This window comes from Streptomyces sp. NBC_01006 (genome assembly GCF_045162725.1).
Classification (GTDB): Bacteria; Actinomycetota; Actinomycetes; order Streptomycetales; family Streptomycetaceae; genus Streptomyces.
This window is the reverse complement of sequence record NZ_CP108700.1, coordinates 3,475,579-3,493,974: the sequence shown is the minus strand read 5'-3', so window position 1 is coordinate 3,493,974 and position 18,396 is coordinate 3,475,579. Positions and strand designations below refer to the sequence as shown.

Here is an 18,396-nt window from a genome sequence, read left to right as displayed (position 1 = left end):
CGTGCTGAGCGCAGTCGACCACGTCCAACTCGCGGCGCCTCCGGGCTCGGAGGACCGGCTCCGCGCGTACTACACGCACGTCCTCGGCATGACCGAGGTGCCCAAGCCGCCCGTCCTGGCCGCCCGCGGCGGCTGCTGGTTCGCGGCCGGGCCGGTCCGGCTGCACCTGGGCGTCGAGGAGGACTTCCGGCCCGCCCGCAAGGCGCACCCGGGGCTGCGGGTGACGGGGATGGAGGCGTACGGGCGGAGACTGGCGGAGCGCGGGGCCACGGTCGTCTGGGACGACAGCCTGCCGGGGCACCGCCGCTTCTACTCCGAGGACCCGGTGGGCAACCGGCTGGAGTTCCTCGAACCCCTCGGCTGAGGGGCAGCGACGCGACGGCGCCCCGCCACCGGATCTCCGGTGACGGGGCGCCGTCGCGTCGCGCTTCGCGCCGCCGCTCAGCTCTTGCGGTGGCCGACCAGCCGCGGCTTCGACTCCAGCCCGTCCAGTCCGTGCCAGGCCAGGTTCACCAGATGCGCCGCGACCTCGGCCTTCTTCGGCCGGCGCACGTCCAGCCACCACTGCCCGGTCAGCGCGACCATCCCGACCAGCGCCTGCGCGTACAGCGGGGCCAGCTTCGGATCGAACCCGCGCGCCTTGAACTCCAGCCCCAGGATGTCCTCGACCTGCGTGGCGATGTCACTGATCAGCGAGGCGAACGTACCCGTCGACTGGGCGACCGGCGAGTCCCGGACGAGGATGCGGAAGCCGTCCGTGTACGACTCGATGTAGTCGAGCAGCGCGAACGCCGCCTGCTCCAGCAGCTCGCGCGGATGCCCGGCCGTCAGCGCGCCGGTCACCCCGTCCAGCAGCTGGCGCATCTCCCGGTCCACGACGACCGCGTACAGGCCCTCCTTGCCCCCGAAGTGCTCGTACACCACCGGCTTGGAGACTCCGGCCTTCGCCGCGATCTCCTCCACCGACGTGCCCTCGAAGCCCTTCTCCGCGAACAGGGCGCGGCCGATGTCCAGCAGTTGCTGACGCCGTTCGGCGCCCGTCATCCGGACCCGGCGGCCACGCCGGGGCTTGTCGCTGCTGGAACTGCTGCCGTCGATCGCCACGTCCCCCATCATGCCGCGTTCGACGCGTTTTCCCTGCGCCGGGCGTCGAGGCGGTCCTTGGACGGCCAGCGCACGTCCGTCGCCCAGCCCGCCAGCTCGAACCAGCGGATCAGCCGGGCGCTGGAGTCGACCTGGCCGCGCAGCACGCCGTGCCGGGCCGACGTCGGGTCCGCGTGGTGCAGGTTGTGCCAGGACTCCCCGCACGAGAGCACCGCCAGCCACCACACGTTGCCCGAACGGTCACGCGATTTGAACGGGCGCTTGCCCACCGCGTGGCAGATCGAGTTGATCGACCACGTCACGTGGTGCAGCAGCGCGACCCGTACCAGCGAGCCCCAGAAGAACGCCGTGAACGCACCCCACCACGACATCGTCACCAGACCGCCGACCAGCGGCGGGATCGCCAGCGACACGATCGTCCACAGGACGAAGTCACGCGAGATCCGCCGGATCGCCGGATCCTTGACCAGGTCCGGGGCGTACTTCTGCTGGTTGGTCTGCTCCTCGTCGAAGAGCCACCCGATGTGCGCCCACCACAGCCCCTTCATCAGCGCCGGGACGGTCTCGCCGAACCGCCACGGCGAATGCGGGTCGCCGTCGTGGTCGGAGAACTTGTGGTGCTTGCGGTGGTCCGCCACCCAGCGCACCAGCGGGCCCTCCACCGCCATCGAACCCATCACGGCCAGCACGATCCGCAGCGGCCGTTTCGCCTTGAAGGAACCGTGGGTGAAGTACCGGTGGAAGCCGATGGTGATCCCGTGGCAGGCCAGGAAGTACATGAACACCATCAGGCCGAGATCCAGCCAGCTCACCCCCCAGCCCCAGACCAGCGGGACCGCCGCCAGCAGCGCCAGGAAGGGGACGACGATGAACAGCAGCAGGGCGATCTGTTCGACGGAGCGCTTGCTCTCGCCTCCGAGGGTCGCGGAGGGCACGGGGGAATCGGAATCGGAGGCCGCCGAGGCGTCCTTGATCAGCTCGGGACTGGTGGTCATGAGGGTCCCCTGGGGGGTGAGGAATCGGCGGGCGCCCCTGGCGCCCACCCTGGCTACGGATCCGTAACCTACGGCAACGTAAGTATGGCAAAGCCGGAGCCCGGGGCAAGGGGAGCACGGCCGGGCCCGAGGCGCTCTCAAGGGCGCTCGCAGCAGCCCGCGCGCCGCCTGGTGAGACGTTTAGCGAGGCACGAGGCCCGGACACCTATCCTGGTGTCGTCGGACAGCGCGGTCCGCACGGGCAGCCGAGCTGCGCACCAGGTGGGGGACGCCCACCGGGCCCCTCCCAGCGACAGCCGGGGGAGGAGTCCGGGTACGCCCCCGCGCACCTCGGAGCCCACCTCCCAGTAGCGCTCGAACACTGCAAGGAGCCGCACCTGTGAGCAGTGCTGACCAGGCCTCCTCCACCCCGGCCAAGGCCCCGGCCACCGCCGTCGCCGCCGCCAACGCGGAGCTGCGGGCGGACATCCGCCGCCTCGGCGACCTCCTCGGCGAGACCCTCGTCCGCCAGGAAGGGCAAGACCTCCTCGACCTCGTCGAACGAGTGCGCGCCCTGACCCGCACCGACGGCATCGCTGCCGCCGCACTGCTCGGCGACACCGATCTGGAGACCGCCGCCAAGCTCGTACGGGCCTTCTCCACCTACTTCCACCTCGCCAACGTCACCGAACAGGTGCACCGCGGCAAGGAACTGCGCGCCCACCGCGCCGCGGAGGGCGGGCTCCTCGCCCGCACCGCCGACATGCTCAAGGACGCCGACCCCGAGCACCTGCGCGAGACGGTCAAGAACCTCAACGTCCGCCCCGTCTTCACCGCGCACCCCACCGAGGCGGCCCGCCGCAGCGTCCTCAACAAGCTGCGCCGCATCGCGGCCCTGCTGGAGGAGCCCGTCGCCGGCGCCGGCGAACGCCGCCGCCACGACCTGCGCCTCGCCGAGAACATCGACCTCGTCTGGCAGACCGACGAGCTGCGCGTCGTACGCCCCGAACCCGCCGACGAGGCCCGCAACGCCATCTACTACCTCGACGAGCTGCACGCGGGCGCGGTGGGCGACGTACTGGAGGACCTCGCCGCCGAGCTCCAGCGCGTCGGCGTCGAGATCCCGGCCGGCACCCGCCCGCTCACCTTCGGCACCTGGATCGGCGGCGACCGCGACGGCAACCCCAACGTCACCCCCGACGTCACCCGCGACGTGCTGATCCTCCAGCACGAGCACGGCATCACCGACGCCCTCGAACTGATCGACTTCCTGCGCGGACTGCTGTCGAACTCCATCCGCTACACCGGCGCCACCGAGGAACTCCTCTCCTCCCTCCAGGCCGACCTCGAACGCCTCCCCGAGATCAGCCCGCGCTACAAGCGGCTCAACGCGGAGGAGCCGTACCGCCTCAAGGCCACCTGCATCCGGCAGAAGCTCGTCAACACCCGCGAGCGCCTCGCCAAGGGCACCCCCCACGAGGAAGGCCGCGACTACCTCGGCACCGCCGAGCTCCTCGCCGACCTCACCCTCATCCAGACCTCCCTGCGCGAGCACCGCGGCGCCCTCTTCGCCGACGGCCGCATGGACCGCACCATCCGTACGCTGGCCGCCTTCGGCCTCCAGCTCGCCACCATGGACGTCCGCGAACACGCCGACGCCCACCACCACGCGCTGGGCCAGCTCTTCGACCGCCTCGGCGAGGAGTCCTGGCGCTACGCCGACATGCCGCGCGACTACCGGCAGAAGCTGCTGGCCAAGGAGCTGCGCTCGCGCCGCCCGCTGGCGCCCACCCCGGCACCGCTCGACGCCGCCGGGCAGAAGACCCTCGGCGTCTTCTCCGCCATCAAGGACGCCTTCGAGAAGTTCGGCCCCGAGGTCATCGAGTCGTACATCATCTCGATGTGCCAGGGCGCCGACGACGTCTTCGCCGCCGCGGTCCTCGCCCGCGAGGCCGGCCTCGTCGACCTCCACGCAGGCTGGGCCAAGATCGGCATCGTCCCGCTCCTGGAGACCACCGACGAGCTGCGCGCCGCCGACGTCATCCTCGACGCCATGCTCGCCGACCCCTCCTACCGGCGCCTCGTCTCACTGCGCGGCGACGTCCAGGAGGTCATGCTCGGCTACTCCGACTCCTCCAAGTTCGGCGGCATCACCACCAGCCAGTGGGAGATCCACCGCGCCCAGCGCCGGCTGCGCGACGTCGCCCACCGCTACGGGGTGCGCCTGCGCCTCTTCCACGGCCGCGGCGGCACCGTCGGCCGCGGTGGCGGCCCCTCCCACGACGCGATCCTCGCCCAGCCCTGGGGCACGCTCGAAGGCGAGATCAAGGTCACCGAGCAGGGCGAGGTCATCTCCGACAAGTACCTCGTACCGTCGCTGGCCCGCGAGAACCTGGAGCTGACCGTCGCGGCCACCCTCCAGGCCTCCGCCCTGCACACCGCCCCCCGCCAGTCCCACGACGACCTCGCCCGCTGGGACGCGGCCATGGACACCGTCTCCGACGCCGCCCACGCCGCGTACCGGGAGCTCGTCGAGGACCCGGACCTGCCGGCGTACTTCTTCGCCGCCACCCCCGTCGACCAGCTCGCCGACCTGCACCTGGGCTCCCGGCCCTCGCGCCGCCCCGACTCCGGCGCCGGCCTCGACGGCCTGCGCGCCATCCCGTGGGTCTTCGGCTGGACCCAGTCCCGCCAGATCGTCCCCGGCTGGTACGGAGTCGGCTCGGGCCTCAAGGCCCTGCGCGAGGCGGGCGGCGAATCCGCCCTCGCCGAGATGGGCGCGCGCTGGCACTTCTTCCGCAACTTCCTGTCCAACGTCGAGATGACGCTGGCCAAGACCGACCTGCGGATCGCCCGCCACTACGTCGACACCCTCGTCCCGGACGACCTCAAGCACGTCTTCGCCCGCATCGAGGCCGAACACGAGCTCACCGTCCGCGAGGTCCTGCGCATCACCGGCGGCCACAAGCTCCTGGACTCCAACCCGGTCCTCCAGCAGACCTTCGCCGTCCGCGACGCCTACCTGGACCCGATCTCCTACCTCCAGGTCTCCCTGCTGGCCCGCCAGCGAGCGGCGGCCGCCCGCGGCGAAGACGCCGACCCGCTCCTGGCCCGAGCCCTGCTCCTCACGGTCAACGGCGTGGCGGCAGGCCTGCGCAACACCGGCTGAGCGCTCTCGGGGCCCGTACCGGCCCGGAACACGAGGAAGCCCCCGCACCGGCCGGTGCGGGGGCTTCCTCGTGTCGTGTCCGTCAGGAGTTGTAGGCGGACTGGGCGCGCTCCAGGCCCTCCGCGATCAGGCACTCCACGGAGTCCGCGGCCCGGTCCACGAACCAGTCCAGCTCCTTGCGCTCCGTGGACGAGAAGTCCTTCAGCACGAAGTCCGCGACCTGCATACGGCCGGGCGGGCGCCCGATGCCGCAGCGGACGCGGTGGTACTCCGGCCCCATCGACTTCGTCATCGACTTCAGGCCGTTGTGCCCGTTGTCCCCGCCGCCCAGCTTCAGCCGCAGCGTCGGGTAGTCGATGTCCAGCTCGTCGTGGACCGCCACGATCCGGTCCACCGGCACCTTGTAGAAGTCGCGCAGCGCCGTCACCGGCCCGCCCGACAGGTTCATGAACGACATGGGCTTCGCCAGCACCACCCGGCGGTTCGCCGGCCCCGGCGGGCCCATGCGGCCCTCGACCACCTGCGCCCGCGACTTGTGCGCCTTGAACTTCCCGCGCATCCGCTCGGCCAGCAGGTCCACCACCATGAACCCGATGTTGTGGCGGTTGCCCGCGTACTCCGCCCCGGGGTTACCGAGGCCGACGATCAGCCACGGCGCCGCGTCGTCCGACATCCATGCTCCTTAACGAGGACGACCGCCGTCCCGCTCCCAGTGGAGCCGGACGGCGGTCGATCAGCAAGTGCTGAGGGGGAAGGGCGAGGCTCAGGCCTCGGCGCCCTCGGTGGCGGCCTCGGCGGCCGGCTCCTCGGCCTGCGGGGCGACGACCTGCAGGACGGCGGTGTCACCGTCGACGGCCAGCGTGGTGCCGGCCGGCAGGACCAGGTCCTTGGCGTGGATGGAGGCACCGGCCTCCAGGCCCGCGATGGAGACGGTGACCTCGGTCGGGATGTGGGTGGCCTCGGCCTCGACCGTGATGGTGTTGAGGAGGGTCTCCAGCATGTTGTTGCCGGCGGCCAGCTCGCCCTCGGTGACGACGGCGACCTCGACGGTGACCTTCTCGCCCTTCTTGACGATCAGGAAGTCGACGTGGGAGATGGAGCGCTTCAGGGGGTGCTTCTGCACGGCCTTCGGGATGACCAGCTCGGTGCCGTCGCCCTCGATGTCCAGGGAGATCAGGACGTTCGGGGTACGCAGCGCCAGCGCCAGGCCGTGGCCCTCGACGTTGACGTGCTTCGGGTCGTTGCCGTGGCCGTAGATGACACCGGGAACCATGGCGTCGCGACGGGCCTGGCGGGCAGAGCCCTTGCCGAAGGTGTTGCGGAGCTGGGCGGAAAGCTTGACCTCGGACATGCTCACTCCTCGTGGGGTGACGGAAATGGACGACGGTCACCCGGCCTGAACGGCCTGCTACGAAGAGCGCGTCGATAACGGAGCACCGACACCGAAAAGGTGCGGCCTCCCTCGCCGAGCAACTCGTAGAGTCTACCCGGCGCGGAGGCCGCACCCAAAAGGATCTCTGTACTACCGGTTACTGCTGCTCTTCGAACAGGCTGGTGACCGAGCCGTCCTCGAAGACCTCGCGCACCGCGCGCGCGACCATCGGGGCGATCGACAGGACCGTGATCTTGTCGAGCTCCAGGTCGGACGGGTCCGGGAGGGTGTTCGTGAAGATGAACTCGCTGACCTTCGAGTTCTTCAGACGGTCCGCGGCCGGCCCCGACAGGATGCCGTGCGTGGCCGTCACGATGACGTCTTCCGCACCGTGCGCGAAGAGCGCGTCGGCGGCGGCGCAGATCGTGCCACCCGTGTCGATCATGTCGTCGACCAGGACGCAGACGCGGCCGCGGACTTCACCGACGACCTCGTGGACCGTCACCTGGTTGGCGACGTCCTTGTCACGGCGCTTGTGCACGATCGCCAGCGGCGCGTCCAGGCGGTCGCACCAGCGGTCGGCGACGCGCACGCGGCCGGCGTCCGGGGAGACGATGGTCAGCTTGGTGCGGTCCACCTTCGCGCCCACGTAGTCCGCGAGGACCGGCAGCGCCGACAGGTGGTCCACCGGGCCGTCGAAGAAGCCCTGGATCTGGTCCGTGTGCAGGTCGACCGTCAGGATGCGGTCCGCACCCGCCGTCTTCAGCAGATCGGCGACCAGGCGGGCCGAGATCGGCTCGCGGCCCTTGTGCTTCTTGTCCTGGCGGGCGTACCCGTAGGAGGGGATGATCACGGTGATGGAGCGAGCCGACGCGCGCTTGAGCGCGTCGATCATGATCAGCTGCTCCATGATCCACTTGTTGATCGGAGCCGTGTGGCTCTGGATCAGGAAGCAGTCCGCGCCACGAGCCGACTCCTGGAAGCGGACGTAGATCTCACCGTTCGCGAAGTCGAAAGCCTTGGTCGGCACGAGGGCAACGCCCAGCTGATGCGCAACCTCCTCGGCCAGCTCGGGGTGGGCGCGGCCGGAGAAGAGCATCAGCTTCTTCTCGCCGGTCGTCTTGATCCCGGTCACAGCACAGTCTCCTCAGACGTGTTGAAAGCTGCTCGCCCCCGTGTGCGTCCGTCCCGCACACGGTGAGCCAGCCGAATTGCGTGCACCTATCACGGTACGCCCTGCCGGGCCTACCTGTTTCCGGTCAGTTCACCTCAACGAGGCCTCAGCGGGGGTCGGAATCCTCCTGGACCACCGACTGGGCCGCCGAAGCCGCGGCGCTTCCCGGACGCTTGCGAGCCACCCAGCCCTCGATATTGCGCTGCTGGCCGCGGGCCACGGCCAGTGCACCCGGCGGCACATCCTTCGTGATCACCGAACCGGCCGCCGTGTACGCGCCGTCCCCGATGGTGACGGGAGCCACAAACATGTTGTCCGAGCCCGTCTTGCAGTGTGAGCCGACCGTGGTGTGGTGCTTGTGCTCGCCGTCGTAGTTCACGAACACGCTCGCCGCGCCGATGTTCGTGTACTCGCCGATCGTCGCGTCGCCCACGTACGACAGGTGCGGCACCTTCGTGCCCTCGCCGATCGTCGCGTTCTTCATCTCCACGTACGTGCCGGCCTTCGCCTTCAGGCCCAGGTTCGTACCGGGACGCAGGTACGCGTACGGGCCGACGGACGCCGACTCGCCGATGACCGCCGTGTCCGCCACCGTGTTGTCCACCCGCGCCCGCGGGCCCACCTGCGTGTCCTTGAGCCGCGTGTTCGGACCGACCTCGGCGCCCTCGGCGACGTGCGTCGCGCCGAGCAGCTGCGTGCCCGGGTGGATCAGCGCGTCCTGCCCGAAGGTCACCGTCACGTCCACGAAGGTGCTCGCCGGGTCGACGACCGTCACGCCCGCGAGCATCGCCTGCTCCAGGAGGCGGGCGTTGAGCAGCGCGCGGGCCTCGGCGAGCTGGACGCGGTTGTTGATCCCGAGGATCTGGCGGTGGTCGGCGCCGACGGCCGCGCCGACGCGGTGACCGGCCTCGCGCAGGATGCCGAGCACGTCGGTGAGGTACTCCTCGCCCTGGCTGTTGTCCGTACGCACCTTGCCGAGCGCGTCCGCGAGGAGGGCGCCGTCGAAGGCGAAGACCCCGGAGTTGATCTCCCGGATGGCGCGCTGGGAGTCGGTGGCGTCCTTGTGTTCGACGATGGCGGTGACGGCGCCGCTGCCGTCCCGGACGATGCGGCCGTAGCCGGTGGAGTCCGGCACCTCGGCGGTCAGCACGGTGACGGCGTTGCCGTCGGCCTCGTGCGTCCGCGCGAGCTGCTTCAGGGTCTCGCCGGTCAGCAGGGGGGTGTCGCCGCAGACGACGACCACGGTGCCGTTCTGCTGGCCGCCGAGCTCTTCGAGGGCCATGCGGACGGCGTGGCCGGTGCCGTTCTGCTCGTACTGGACGGCGGTGCGGACGCCGGCGTCGATCCCGGCCAGGTGCGCGGTGACCTGCTCGCGGGCGTGGCCGACGACGACCACGAGGTGTTCGGGGTCCAGCTCGCGCGAGGCGGCGACGACGTGGCCCACGAGCGAGCGCCCGCAGATCTCGTGCAGAACCTTGGGAGTGGCCGACTTCATGCGGGTGCCTTCACCCGCTGCGAGTACGACGACGGCTGCCGGGCGGTTGGCGCTCACGGGTGTGCCCTTCGGCTTCGGGTGGTGGACCCGTGAAGGATACCGGGGGGCCGCACCCCGGAAACGAAGCCGGGTCCCGACCGACCGGTCAGGACCCGAAGTGACAGAAGCTCCCCCGCCAGGACTCGAACCCGGACATAAGGCACCAAAAGCCTCAGTGCTGCCAATTACACCACAGGGGATTACTCCCGACTAAACCGGACATTACGGCTTTCCGGTCGAGTCGACGGCACTACTATGCCGTACCACCACCCCTCGACGCGACGGTAAAGATCAGTGCCTTGCCTCGCGTTCGGTCCGCCGGAATTCGGTTCGCCGGCGGGCCGGGGGCCCTGCGTACGCTGGACGGCATGACCAGTACGGGGGAAGAGCGGGGCGGGGCCGGGCGCGACGGGCCGTGGTGGTGGGAGCGGCCGCGGGGGGCCGTGCTCGACGTGGGGCTGGCGGCGGTGTCGGCCGTCGAGTGCGCCGTCGAGGGGGTGCCCTTCGCGCACGAGGCCGGGCTTCCGGTGCCGGTCGGGGTGCTGTTCGGGCTGCTCGTGGGGTCCACGCTCGTACTGCGGCGGCGCTGGCCGATCGCCGTCGTGCTGATCGGGATCGCCGTGTCGCCGGCCGCGATGGGCTTCCTGCTCGGGGTGGTCGGGCTCTACACGCTCGCCGCCTGTGAGGTGCCCCGGCGGATCACCGCGACGCTGGCCTCGATGTCGCTGGTGGCGACCTTCGTGGTGATGTACGTGCGGACCATCGGGGACCAGGGGGCCTCGCGCTCGCTGGTCATCGTGCTGTCCGTGTTCGTGGCGGTGGCGCTGACCGTGCCGCCGGTGCTGCTCGGCCTGTACATAGGGGCGCGGCGACGGCTGATGGAGAGCTTGCAGGAGCGGGCGGATTCCCTGGAGCGGGAGCTGTCGCTGCTCGCGGACCGGGCGGAGGAGCGGGCCGAGTGGGCCCGTACGGAGGAGCGGACGCGGATCGCGCGGGAGATGCACGACGTCGTGGCGCACCGGGTGTCGCTGATGGTGGTGCACGCGGCGGCGCTGGAGGCGGTGGCGGCCAAGGATCCGGAGCGGGCGGCGAAGAACGCCGCGCTCGTGGGGGACATGGGGCGCCAGGCGTTGACGGAGCTGCGGGAGATGTTGGGCGTACTACGGGCGGCGGAGTCGCCCAAGCGGGCGCCCACTGCTGCCGCGGTGGTGCCGGTGGCCGCGCTGGTGGGGAGTTTCGAGGACGGGCCCGGGCCTTCGCTGGGCGAGTTGGAGGCGCTGGTCGGGCAGTCGCGGGCGGCCGGGATGGTCGTGGAGCTGGACGTCCGGGGCGCGGGGGCGGGGTATCCGGCGGAGGTGGAGCAGACGGCGTACCGGGTGGTGCAGGAGGCGCTGACGAACTGCCACAAGCATGCGCCGGGAGCGCGGGTGGTGGTGCGGCTGGCTCATCGCGAGGGTGAGGTGGCCATGCAGGTGGAGAACGGGCCCTGCGGGGCGGACGTGGACCGGCCCGGCCTGCCGAGCGGCGGGAACGGGCTGGTCGGCATGCGCGAACGGGTGCTCGGCCTGGGCGGTGTCTTCGTGTCCGGCCCGACGGACGAGGGCGGCTTCAAGGTCTCGGCGGTGCTGCCGTACACCCCCTAGGACCGACCGGCGCGGTGCATGCGGCGGCCGGGTCCTGACACCGTCTACGGGGCCGTGGTGAGGCGGGTGGGCTGGAGGCCCGTGAGGAGGAGGGTGAGGGCTTCGTCCACGTCCGCGCCCAGGTACCAGTCGCCGGTGTGGTCGATCCCGTAGACGCGCCCCTCGCGGTCGATGGCGAGGTGCGAGCCGCCGTCGGAGTCGGTGCCGAGCGGGCAGAGCTGGGTGGACAGGGCCCGGCCCAGGTCGGCGAAGGTACGGGCCAGGTGGAGGCCGGTCAGGGGGTCCAGGCGGACCGGGACGGGTGCGGTCTGGCGGCCTGGCCCGGGGGCGGTGACGGTGAGCCCGCCGAATTCGGCCCAGGCTTCGACGGCGGCCGGGAAGACGGTGTGCCGGTGGCCGGCCGGGGTGGTGTGGTCGCGCAGGGCATCGGCCCAGAACTCGGCCTGCTTGATGTCCCAGCGGCCGGGCTCCCAGCCGGCGGTGCGCAGGGCGGTGTCCACGGCGGCCGGGAAGCGGGTGGCCGAGGAGCGGTCGTAGGAGGCGGAGGAGGTGGTCATGGTGGCGGAGGTCAGGCCTTTTCTGACGCGGGGGTGAGGTCGACGGCGCGGACGCCGAAGTGGGCGAGGAGGGCTTCGCAGGAACGGCAGGGGGGTGCGTAGCTGCCGTGCAGCGGATCGCCGTCCTCGCGGATGCGGCGTGCGGTGATCTTGGCGTGTTTCAGGGAGCGGCGGGCTTCGCTCGCCGCGAGGGGTTTGCGGGAGGCGCGCTTGCTGCGCGCGCCCTCGACGGCGGTGAGGTGGCGGGAGAGCAGGATCGCCTCGGGACAGCGGCCGGTGAAGCGTTCCCGCTGGCCGCTGGTGAGGGTGTCGAGGAAGTCCTGGACGAGGGGGTGCAGGGCGGGCGCCTGGTCGGCCTTGCCCGCGGTGCCGGTGAGGGTTTCGCCGCGTACGGAGAGGGCGGCGGCGACGGTGGGGAGGATGCCGTCGCGGCGGAAGCGCAGGACGGGCGCGTTGGGCCGGCCGTCGGTGCTGCTCCAGCGCAGGCGGGGGTCTCCGGCCGCGGAGGTTCCGCCGGCCGGCCGGTCGGCTGCCGGGTCGCCCTGGTCGCCCCGTCCCGAGGCGCCGTCGGCCGTGTCCGTGCGTGTCGCCGTGTTCTGCATGGTCGCGTCTTCCCTCCCGTGGCGGCGGTGGTGGCCGCTGTCGCGCACGCCCCCGTGCTGAGGGGACAGCCTGTCAAATGTCCCCTGTCGTGTGGAAGCGGGGTCGAATATTCGTATCAATTCGGATGTTCCTGGCCCTCGCGCGGGTGCGGGGGTCGCGGGCGGGTGACGCTCTTGCCCGACCACATAGGCTGTGGTGAACCAGCCAGATCCAGCAGGGGGCTACCGCCATGACGACAGGTCGGCTCGGGCAGCAGGCCGCGCCACCCAACGCCGCGTACTCCGGGCAGGTCGTGCATTTCCCGGACCCGGTCCGGGCCGCTCGGCATCCCCACGGGGTACGGATGGACGGGGACGGACATCCCGACTTCTCCCCGTACGCGCGCGCGGCGGTGGAGATCGCCGAGCCGCCGGAGGGCTTCGGCGTGGACGAGTTGCGGCTGACGGACTGCGTGTCCGCGAACGCGGCGATGCACGCGGCCGGCCATGCGCTGTGGGACACCGTCGGACCGGTGGCGACCCCGCACGGCTGGACCTGGCACCACGTGGCCAGGACCCGGCGGATGGAGCTGGTCCCGGTCGAGGTGAAGGCCCTGCTGCGGCATCACGCGGGGCTGGCGACGGCGCCGGTCGACCACGGCAAGCGCGGGACACGGCCGTTGCAGGAGCTGCGCCCGGTGCACCTGGGGCTGCCGAAGACGGTGGTGTCGGTCTCCGAGGAGGCGGTGCAGGGCGTCGAGGAGGACCTCGGCTACCGGCTGCCGGAGGCGTACCGCGCGTTCCTGAAGGCGGCGGGCGGCTGCGCGCCGGTGGGCGCCGGGCTCGACGTGGACCTCGGACTGCTGGTGGACCAGCCCTTCTTCACGGTGCGTGAGGAGGCGGCGGTCAACGACCTCGTGTACGTCAACAAGTGTCTGCGGGACCACCTGACGAAGGACTACCTGTGCGTGGCCTTCGTCCAGGGCGGCCTGCTCGCGGTGAAGGTGAGGGGCGAGGGGATCGGCTCGGTCTGGTTCTCCCCGTACGACGACGCCCGCGACCAGGACGGCTGGTCGGTGCAGGAGCGCGTGGAGCGTCTGTTGCTGCCGTGCGGTGCCGATTTCGATGCCTTTCTGGAGCGGTTGGCGGGCAATCCGCCGGAGTTGGAAACGGTGGCCGGTCTGATGGTGGACGGCGGATTCGCACGCTCGGTTCCCGTGTCCGGTGCGGCACCGGTGGAGGGGTGACGGCGCGATGGTGACGTTTGCGCAGGCGCAGGAGCGCGCCGAGGAGTGGATCAACGGGGACGTGCCCGCGTACCAGCACCGGGAGGTGCGCGTACGGGAGTTCGGACTCGGGTTCGTGGTGTGGGCGGAGGACCGCGCGGCCGGTCCGGTGTCCGGTGGCGGCCGGCAGCGGCTGGTCATCGCGCGGGACAGCGGTGAGGTGACGCTGTGGCCCGGGCTGCCGGTGGGTGAGGTGATCCGCCGGTACGAGGAGGAGTACGGGGCCGCGGCCGCGCCGGTGGCGGAGGCCTCTGTGCCTACGCCGCGGATCGACTCGGAGCAGACCTCGTTCATGCTGAGTCCGCCGGAGTGGCTCCAGGAGGCGGCGGACCGGGCGGGGATTCCGCCGGCGGCGACGCCCCTGCCGACGCCGGCTCCTGCCGCGGCCGAGCCCGCGCCTGCTCCGGAGCCTGCTGCTCCGCTTCCGGCTCCGGCTCCGGCTCCGGCTCCGGCTCCGGCTCCCGCCCCCGTTCCGGTGGAGGCGGTTCCGCTGCGCCGCGAGGTGCCGTACGAGCCGACCGCGAACGACGGGGTGCCGGCCGGGGCCACGCCGTGGGCCGGGACCGATGTGAACCCCGGTGCGGACGACGTGTCCGTACCGCTGCCCGCGACGGTGTTCGCGCCGCCGCTGTCGGGCTCGGACCTGGAGGACATGGCGCCGCCGTCCGGTGCCTCCTCGGAGGCCAAGACCGCGCTGATCCCCGGGGGCAGCCGGCTCCCGAAGACCGCGATCGCCCCCGCGCTGGACCTCGGGCGGGACGCGGGCGGCGGCTCGGATTCCGGGTCGATCGCCGATGCGCCGACGAGCAAGGCCCAGGTCTCCCGTCCGGGTACGGCGCCGGCGACGCCGCCGGGTCCGCCTGGTGCCCCCGGTGCTCCCGGTTCGCTGGGGCGTGGGCTGGATCATGCCGCGACGATGCTGGCGGGTCCGGCCGTGACGGGTCAGCCGCCGGCGCCTCCGGGTCCGCCGGGTGCTCCGGGTGCGGGTCAGCCGCCTGCGCCTCCCGGTCCGCCCGGTGCTCCCGGTTCGCTGGGGCGTGGGCTGGATCATGCCGCGACGATGCTGGCCGGTCCGGCCGTGACGGGTCAGCCGCCGGCGCCTCCGGGTCCGCCGGGTGCTCCGGGTGCGGGTCAGCCGCCTGCGCCTCCCGGTCCGCCCGGTGCTCCCGGTTCGCTGGGGCGTGGGCTGGATCATGCCGCGACGATGCTGGCCGGTCCGGCCGTGACCGGTCAGCCGCCCGCGCCTCCCGGTCCGCCCGGTGCTCCCGGCGCCGGTCGGCCGACCGCGCCCCCCGGTCCGCCGGGGGCTCCCGGTGCTCCCGGGGGCGGGCTCGACCATGCCGCGACGATGCTGGCCGGTCCGGCCGTCACGGGTCAGCCGCCCGCGCCTCCCGGCCCGCCCGGGCAGCCGCAGGCCGGTCCCGGTCCCGCGGCGCAGCCTCCGGTGCCCACCGGCGCGCCCACCGTCGGCCCGGGCTACCAGGCCGTACTGCGCTACCGCGCGCCCGACGGCTCCGAGCAGCAGCTCATCCGCCGTTCCGCGCCCGGTACCCCGCACCCCGAGTGGCAGATCCTGTACGAGCTGCGCGCGATGAACGTGCCGCCGCAGCAGGTGCTGGAGCTGCACACCGAGCTGGAGTCCTGTGAGCTGCCGGGCGGTTACTGCGCGCGGATGATCCGGGAGACCTGGCCGCAGGTGCGGATCACGAGCGTGGCCCCGTACGGCAAGGACCACGCGGGCCGTCAGCAGGGCATGCGGCATCTGCTGACCCATCAGGGTGAGCTGCACCAGGTGGCCGACGGTCCCGCGCGCCCCGCGCCGGTACGGGTTCCGGTGCAGCAGGTGCCGCTCCAGCCGGCCATTCCGCTGGATGCCATCGGTGCGGAGCTGGCCGGGGCGTTCGGCCCGCAGGGCGTGTTCCGCTTCGATCAGCGCGCGGTGTCGCGCCAGGGTGTGCCGGAGATCGTGGCGCAGACTCTGATGTGGGCGGGTCTGCCGACGGACTTCGGGCCGTTCTTCTGGGCGCAGGCGGTACCGGGCCAGCCGGTGCCGACGCTGGCGGAACTGGCGGCGCAGCGGCAGGTGCAGCCGGCCTCCGACGCGGGCTCGTACCTGGTGGTGGGCAGCGACTTCGGCAAGGCGCTGTGCGTGCAGTACGGGACGGCGCACATAGTGGCGGTCCCGGTGGAGGCCGGTCCGGGCGGTGCGCCGGTGCCGCCGCAGTTCGTCAATTCGAGCCTGCCGCAGTTCGCGCGGTCGCTGGCGATGCTGGGTCACATGTGGCGGCTGCGCCAGCATCTGACGCCGGAGCAGGCAGGGCGCTGGACCGTCGATTTCCAGACGAATCTGGCCGGGCTCGACAGTGCGGCGCTGGCGTCGCCGGAGAGCTGGTGGTCGGTGCTGCTGGAGCAGATGTGGGACGGGCTGCTCTGATCGGACGATCGGGCGGATGGCCGGGCCGGGACCCTCGTAAGGGGTCCCGGCCCGGCCATTCCGGCTTCTGGCCGCAAATGGCGCATCCTTGACAGGAATCCCCCCGAGAGAGGCGCTTCCAGGATGACTGCTCCCATGTCACCTCACGGCCCGGGCTTCGCGACCGTACGAGGTCGCGGCTACCGCGTGGAAGAGGTCGACCGGTATCTGGCCCGGCTCTCCGGCAGCAGGGACGAGGCGTGGGAGCGGGTGGCGCGGCTGACGGTCCTCGCGAAGCGGATGGAGGCGGAGGCGGAGCGGCTGCGCGAGACGGTGGCCGCGCTGGCTCCGCAGACGTACGACGAGCTGAGCGAACGGGCGCGGCGGATCCTGCTGCTGGTGGAGGAGGAGGCGGACACCGTACGGCGGGACGCGCGGGCGGACGCGGTGGACGCGACGGGCGCGGCCGAGGCGTACGCGGACCGGGTGGCGGAGCTGGCGCGGCAGGACGCGGAGGCGGTGCGCGAGCAGACGGAGGTCCGGGCGCGGCAGGGGCTGCTGCGGGCGGGCCGGGAGGCCGACGCGGTCCGGGCGGAGGCCAGGGACGAAGCGGCGGAGTGGCGGGCGCAGGCGCAGGCGGCGCTGACGGAGATGCGGCGCCGGTCGGACGCGCTGCTCGCGGACCGCGAGCAGGAGCACGTGGAGCGGTGGGACGCGGCGGAGCGGGAGCTGGCGGCCCGGGAGACCGATCTGGAGGCCCGGCACGCGGAGCTGGAGCGGTACGCGGAGGTCCGGCTGGCGGAGGCGCGGCGCGGGTACGCGGAGGCGGAGGAGGTGGCGCGGCACGGCCAGGAGGACGCGGAGGCGCGGGCCGCGGAGCAGCTGGCGCAGGCGCGGGTGCAGGAGGAGCGGACCGGCCGGGAGACGGAGCGGATCCTGCGGGAGCACGCGGAGGCACAGGACGAGATGCGGGCGCACATGAACCACGTCCGCTCCAGCCTGGCCGCGCTGACGGGCCGGGCCCCCGCCGAGGGCTGACGGCCGGTCGTTTCGGACCGGCGGCCGGGCCGGTCAGGGTTTGTGGCGGGCGTAGTAGCGGGCCACGCGGGCGCGGTTGCCGCAGGCCGCGGCCACGCACCAGCGGCGCCTGGGGTGCGCCGGGAGGAACAGCAGGACGCAGTCCGCCCCCTCGCACTCCCGTACGCCCCGCACCCGGGGGTCCGTCAGGAGCTCGGCCGCGGCGTCGGCCAGCTCCGCCGCGAGCCGCCGCGCCGGGGTGCCCGTACGGTGCGGGGCCGCCGCCAGGCCGGTCTCCGCGGTCCAGGCGAGCTCGCGGTGGGCCGGGGCGCCCGCCGAGGCCTCGTTCAGCGCGCGCAGGGCGCCGGCCGGGGGCCGCTCGCCGCGCCGCGCGGCCGCGAGCGCCGCGCCGGCCGCCTCCCGTACGGCGTGCACGGCCGCCACCTCCGCCGGGCCCACCTTCCCGACCGGCCCGAGCCGGCCCTCCTGGACGGCCAGCCAGGCCGCGAGCCCCTCCGGACCGGCGATCAGATCGCCCGCGTCGGCGGGCCGGGTGTTCAGCAGGTCCAGCGCGAGGGGCTCGCCCGTGAGCGGAAACGGCGGGTTCGGCGGGTTCGGCGGGTTCGCGGTCATGCCGCTAATGGTAGGTGAAGCACTTGACCCATTAGAAGTCCGGGGTAAGACTAATGGGAACTAGGCCATTGGAGGCATGTGATGCTGCTCGTTCACCACCGCACCGCCGACGTGCACGGGGTCCGCGTCGCCTACCGCGAGAGCGGCCCGGCCGACGGACCGGTCCTGCTGCTCCTGCACGGATTCCCCACCTCCTCCCACCAGTTCGCCCGGCTGATGGACGCCCTCGGCGACACCCCGTACCGGCTGATCGCCCCCGACCACCCCGGCTTCGGCCGCACCGAGGCCCCGGCCGGGTTCACGTACGCCTTCGACCGGCTCGCGGACGTCGTGGAGGGCTTCACCGACGCCCTCGGGCTGGACCGCTACGCGCTCTACGTCTTCGACTACGGCGCCCCCGTCGGGCTGCGGCTCGCCGTGCGCCGGCCCGACCGGGTGACCGGCCTGATCGTGCAGAACGGCAACGCGTACGAGGAGGGGCTCTCCGACGCGGCACGCGAGTTCGCCGGACTCCGGCGGGAGGTGCCGGGCGACGAGGAGAAGGTGCGCGGGCTGTTCAGCCCGGAGGGCATCCGCTTTCAGTACGAGGCCGGCGTCGCCGATCCCGGCCTGGTCTCCCCGGACGGGCGGACGCTCGACCTGCACTACGTCGGGCTGCCGGGGCGCGCCGAGGCCCAGGCCGACCTCGCCTTCGACTACTCGTCGAACTTCGCCGAGTACCCGGCCTGGCAGGCCTGGCTGCGGACCTCCGGGGTCCCCGTGCTGGTCGTCTGGGGCGCCGGGGACCCGTTCTTCATCCCGGCGGGGGCGAAGGCGTACCTGCGGGACGCGCCGGAGGCCGAGGTGCACCTCCTGGAGGGGGCGGGGCACTTCGCGCTGGAGACGCACCTCGGGGAGATCGTCCCGCTGATCGAGGAGTTCCTCGCGAAGCTGCCGTGA

At 72.5% G+C, this 18,396-nt stretch carries 16 protein-coding genes and 1 tRNA gene; 7 read left to right on the top strand and 10 right to left on the bottom strand.

Going from position 1 to position 18,396, the window contains the following annotated elements:
- Position 1 precedes the first annotated feature (1 nt).
- The gene (locus OG509_RS15750) at positions 2-364 is read left to right on the top strand and encodes a VOC family protein (RefSeq protein ID WP_406183187.1); all 363 of its coding nucleotides are present in this window, start codon (positions 2-4) and stop codon (positions 362-364) included.
- Positions 365-441: 77 nt separating this feature from the next.
- Here OG509_RS15750 and OG509_RS15745 read toward each other — a convergent pair whose 3' ends face one another.
- Both OG509_RS15745 and OG509_RS15740 read right to left on the bottom strand, forming a co-directional pair.
- Positions 442-1,116, bottom strand: coding sequence for a TetR/AcrR family transcriptional regulator (locus tag OG509_RS15745; RefSeq protein WP_030297040.1), 675 nt, complete (start codon positions 1,114-1,116; stop codon positions 442-444).
- Positions 1,113-2,099, bottom strand: a complete 987-nt coding sequence (locus tag OG509_RS15740; RefSeq protein ID WP_406183186.1) for an acyl-CoA desaturase — start codon at positions 2,097-2,099, stop codon at positions 1,113-1,115. Before OG509_RS15740 ends, OG509_RS15745 begins: the two co-directional genes overlap by 4 nt.
- Before the next feature lie 379 nt (positions 2,100-2,478).
- On the opposite strand from OG509_RS15740, the gene ppc reads away from it, so the two are divergent.
- Positions 2,479-5,247: a phosphoenolpyruvate carboxylase gene (ppc, locus tag OG509_RS15735; protein ID WP_406183185.1), complete on the top strand. Its 2,769-nt coding sequence runs from the start codon at positions 2,479-2,481 to the stop codon at positions 5,245-5,247.
- A gap of 82 nt (positions 5,248-5,329) precedes the next feature.
- On the opposite strand, the gene pth is transcribed toward ppc, so the two are convergent.
- The 5 genes from pth to OG509_RS15710 form a co-directional block, all read right to left on the bottom strand.
- Positions 5,330-5,920, bottom strand: coding sequence for an aminoacyl-tRNA hydrolase (gene pth / locus OG509_RS15730; protein ID WP_406183184.1), 591 nt, complete (start codon positions 5,918-5,920; stop codon positions 5,330-5,332).
- A gap of 90 nt (positions 5,921-6,010) precedes the next feature.
- Positions 6,011-6,598: a 50S ribosomal protein L25/general stress protein Ctc gene (locus OG509_RS15725; RefSeq protein WP_406183183.1), complete on the bottom strand. Its 588-nt coding sequence runs from the start codon at positions 6,596-6,598 to the stop codon at positions 6,011-6,013.
- 178 nt (positions 6,599-6,776) lie between these two features.
- Positions 6,777-7,754, bottom strand: coding sequence for a ribose-phosphate diphosphokinase (locus OG509_RS15720; RefSeq protein ID WP_030297029.1), 978 nt, complete (start codon positions 7,752-7,754; stop codon positions 6,777-6,779).
- A 145-nt stretch (positions 7,755-7,899) separates the two neighbouring features.
- Positions 7,900-9,345, bottom strand: coding sequence for a bifunctional UDP-N-acetylglucosamine diphosphorylase/glucosamine-1-phosphate N-acetyltransferase GlmU (gene glmU, locus OG509_RS15715; protein WP_406183182.1), 1,446 nt, complete (start codon positions 9,343-9,345; stop codon positions 7,900-7,902).
- 110 nt (positions 9,346-9,455) lie between these two features.
- Positions 9,456-9,527 (bottom strand) — tRNA-Gln (locus OG509_RS15710).
- Positions 9,528-9,695: 168 nt separating this feature from the next.
- Here OG509_RS15710 and OG509_RS15705 point away from each other — a divergent pair.
- Entirely contained in the window at positions 9,696-10,970 is a 1,275-nt protein-coding gene (locus tag OG509_RS15705) for a sensor histidine kinase (RefSeq protein ID WP_406183181.1), read from the top strand.
- Positions 10,971-11,014: 44 nt separating this feature from the next.
- Here the strand turns inward: OG509_RS15705 and OG509_RS15700 are convergent, their stop codons facing one another.
- The gene (locus tag OG509_RS15700) at positions 11,015-11,527 is read right to left on the bottom strand and encodes an SUKH-3 domain-containing protein (RefSeq protein ID WP_385588060.1); all 513 of its coding nucleotides are present in this window, start codon (positions 11,525-11,527) and stop codon (positions 11,015-11,017) included.
- Positions 11,528-11,538: 11 nt separating this feature from the next.
- Positions 11,539-12,129 (bottom strand): YwqJ-related putative deaminase, encoded by a 591-nt coding sequence (locus tag OG509_RS15695; protein ID WP_406183180.1) that lies wholly within the window; start codon positions 12,127-12,129, stop codon positions 11,539-11,541.
- Positions 12,130-12,359: 230 nt separating this feature from the next.
- Here OG509_RS15695 and OG509_RS15690 point away from each other — a divergent pair, with 230 nt between their 5' ends.
- The 3 genes from OG509_RS15690 (at position 12,360) to OG509_RS15680 (ending at position 16,845) form a co-directional block, all read left to right on the top strand.
- Positions 12,360-13,355 carry an SMI1/KNR4 family protein gene (locus OG509_RS15690; RefSeq protein WP_406183179.1) on the top strand — a complete coding sequence of 332 codons (996 nt, stop codon included), beginning with the start codon at positions 12,360-12,362 and terminating at the stop codon, positions 13,353-13,355.
- A 7-nt stretch (positions 13,356-13,362) separates the two neighbouring features.
- On the top strand, positions 13,363-15,828 hold the full coding sequence (locus tag OG509_RS15685; RefSeq protein WP_406183178.1) for an SUKH-4 family immunity protein: 2,466 nt from the start codon (positions 13,363-13,365) through the stop codon (positions 15,826-15,828).
- A 135-nt stretch (positions 15,829-15,963) separates the two neighbouring features.
- A complete protein-coding gene (locus OG509_RS15680; RefSeq protein ID WP_406183177.1) occupies positions 15,964-16,845 on the top strand; it encodes a cellulose-binding protein in 882 nt (293 codons plus the stop codon).
- Positions 16,846-16,878: 33 nt separating this feature from the next.
- Here OG509_RS15680 and OG509_RS15675 read toward each other — a convergent pair whose 3' ends face one another.
- The gene (locus OG509_RS15675; RefSeq protein WP_406183176.1) at positions 16,879-17,457 is read right to left on the bottom strand and encodes a CGNR zinc finger domain-containing protein; all 579 of its coding nucleotides are present in this window, start codon (positions 17,455-17,457) and stop codon (positions 16,879-16,881) included.
- A gap of 81 nt (positions 17,458-17,538) precedes the next feature.
- Here OG509_RS15675 and OG509_RS15670 point away from each other — a divergent pair, with 81 nt between their 5' ends.
- Positions 17,539-18,396, top strand: a complete 858-nt coding sequence (locus OG509_RS15670; RefSeq protein ID WP_406183175.1) for an alpha/beta fold hydrolase — start codon at positions 17,539-17,541, stop codon at positions 18,394-18,396.

What these genes read in the sequence shown, in the direction of transcription:
- OG509_RS15745 (WP_030297040.1), bottom strand. Translation starts at nt 1,116, where the DNA reads ATGATGGGGGACGTGGCGATCGACGGCAGCAGTTCCAGCAGCGACAAG.
- OG509_RS15740 (WP_406183186.1), bottom strand. Translation starts at nt 2,099, where the DNA reads ATGACCACCAGTCCCGAGCTGATCAAGGACGCCTCGGCGGCCTCCGAT.
- pth (WP_406183184.1), bottom strand. Translation starts at nt 5,920, where the DNA reads ATGTCGGACGACGCGGCGCCGTGGCTGATCGTCGGCCTCGGTAACCCC.
- OG509_RS15725 (WP_406183183.1), bottom strand. Translation starts at nt 6,598, where the DNA reads ATGTCCGAGGTCAAGCTTTCCGCCCAGCTCCGCAACACCTTCGGCAAG.
- OG509_RS15705 (WP_406183181.1), top strand. Translation starts at nt 9,696, where the DNA reads ATGACCAGTACGGGGGAAGAGCGGGGCGGGGCCGGGCGCGACGGGCCG.
- OG509_RS15700 (WP_385588060.1), bottom strand. Translation starts at nt 11,527, where the DNA reads ATGACCACCTCCTCCGCCTCCTACGACCGCTCCTCGGCCACCCGCTTC.
- OG509_RS15695 (WP_406183180.1), bottom strand. Translation starts at nt 12,129, where the DNA reads ATGCAGAACACGGCGACACGCACGGACACGGCCGACGGCGCCTCGGGA.
- OG509_RS15690 (WP_406183179.1), top strand. Translation starts at nt 12,360, where the DNA reads ATGACGACAGGTCGGCTCGGGCAGCAGGCCGCGCCACCCAACGCCGCG.
- OG509_RS15685 (WP_406183178.1), top strand. Translation starts at nt 13,363, where the DNA reads ATGGTGACGTTTGCGCAGGCGCAGGAGCGCGCCGAGGAGTGGATCAAC.
- OG509_RS15680 (WP_406183177.1), top strand. Translation starts at nt 15,964, where the DNA reads ATGTCACCTCACGGCCCGGGCTTCGCGACCGTACGAGGTCGCGGCTAC.
- OG509_RS15675 (WP_406183176.1), bottom strand. Translation starts at nt 17,457, where the DNA reads ATGACCGCGAACCCGCCGAACCCGCCGAACCCGCCGTTTCCGCTCACG.
- OG509_RS15670 (WP_406183175.1), top strand. Translation starts at nt 17,539, where the DNA reads ATGCTGCTCGTTCACCACCGCACCGCCGACGTGCACGGGGTCCGCGTC.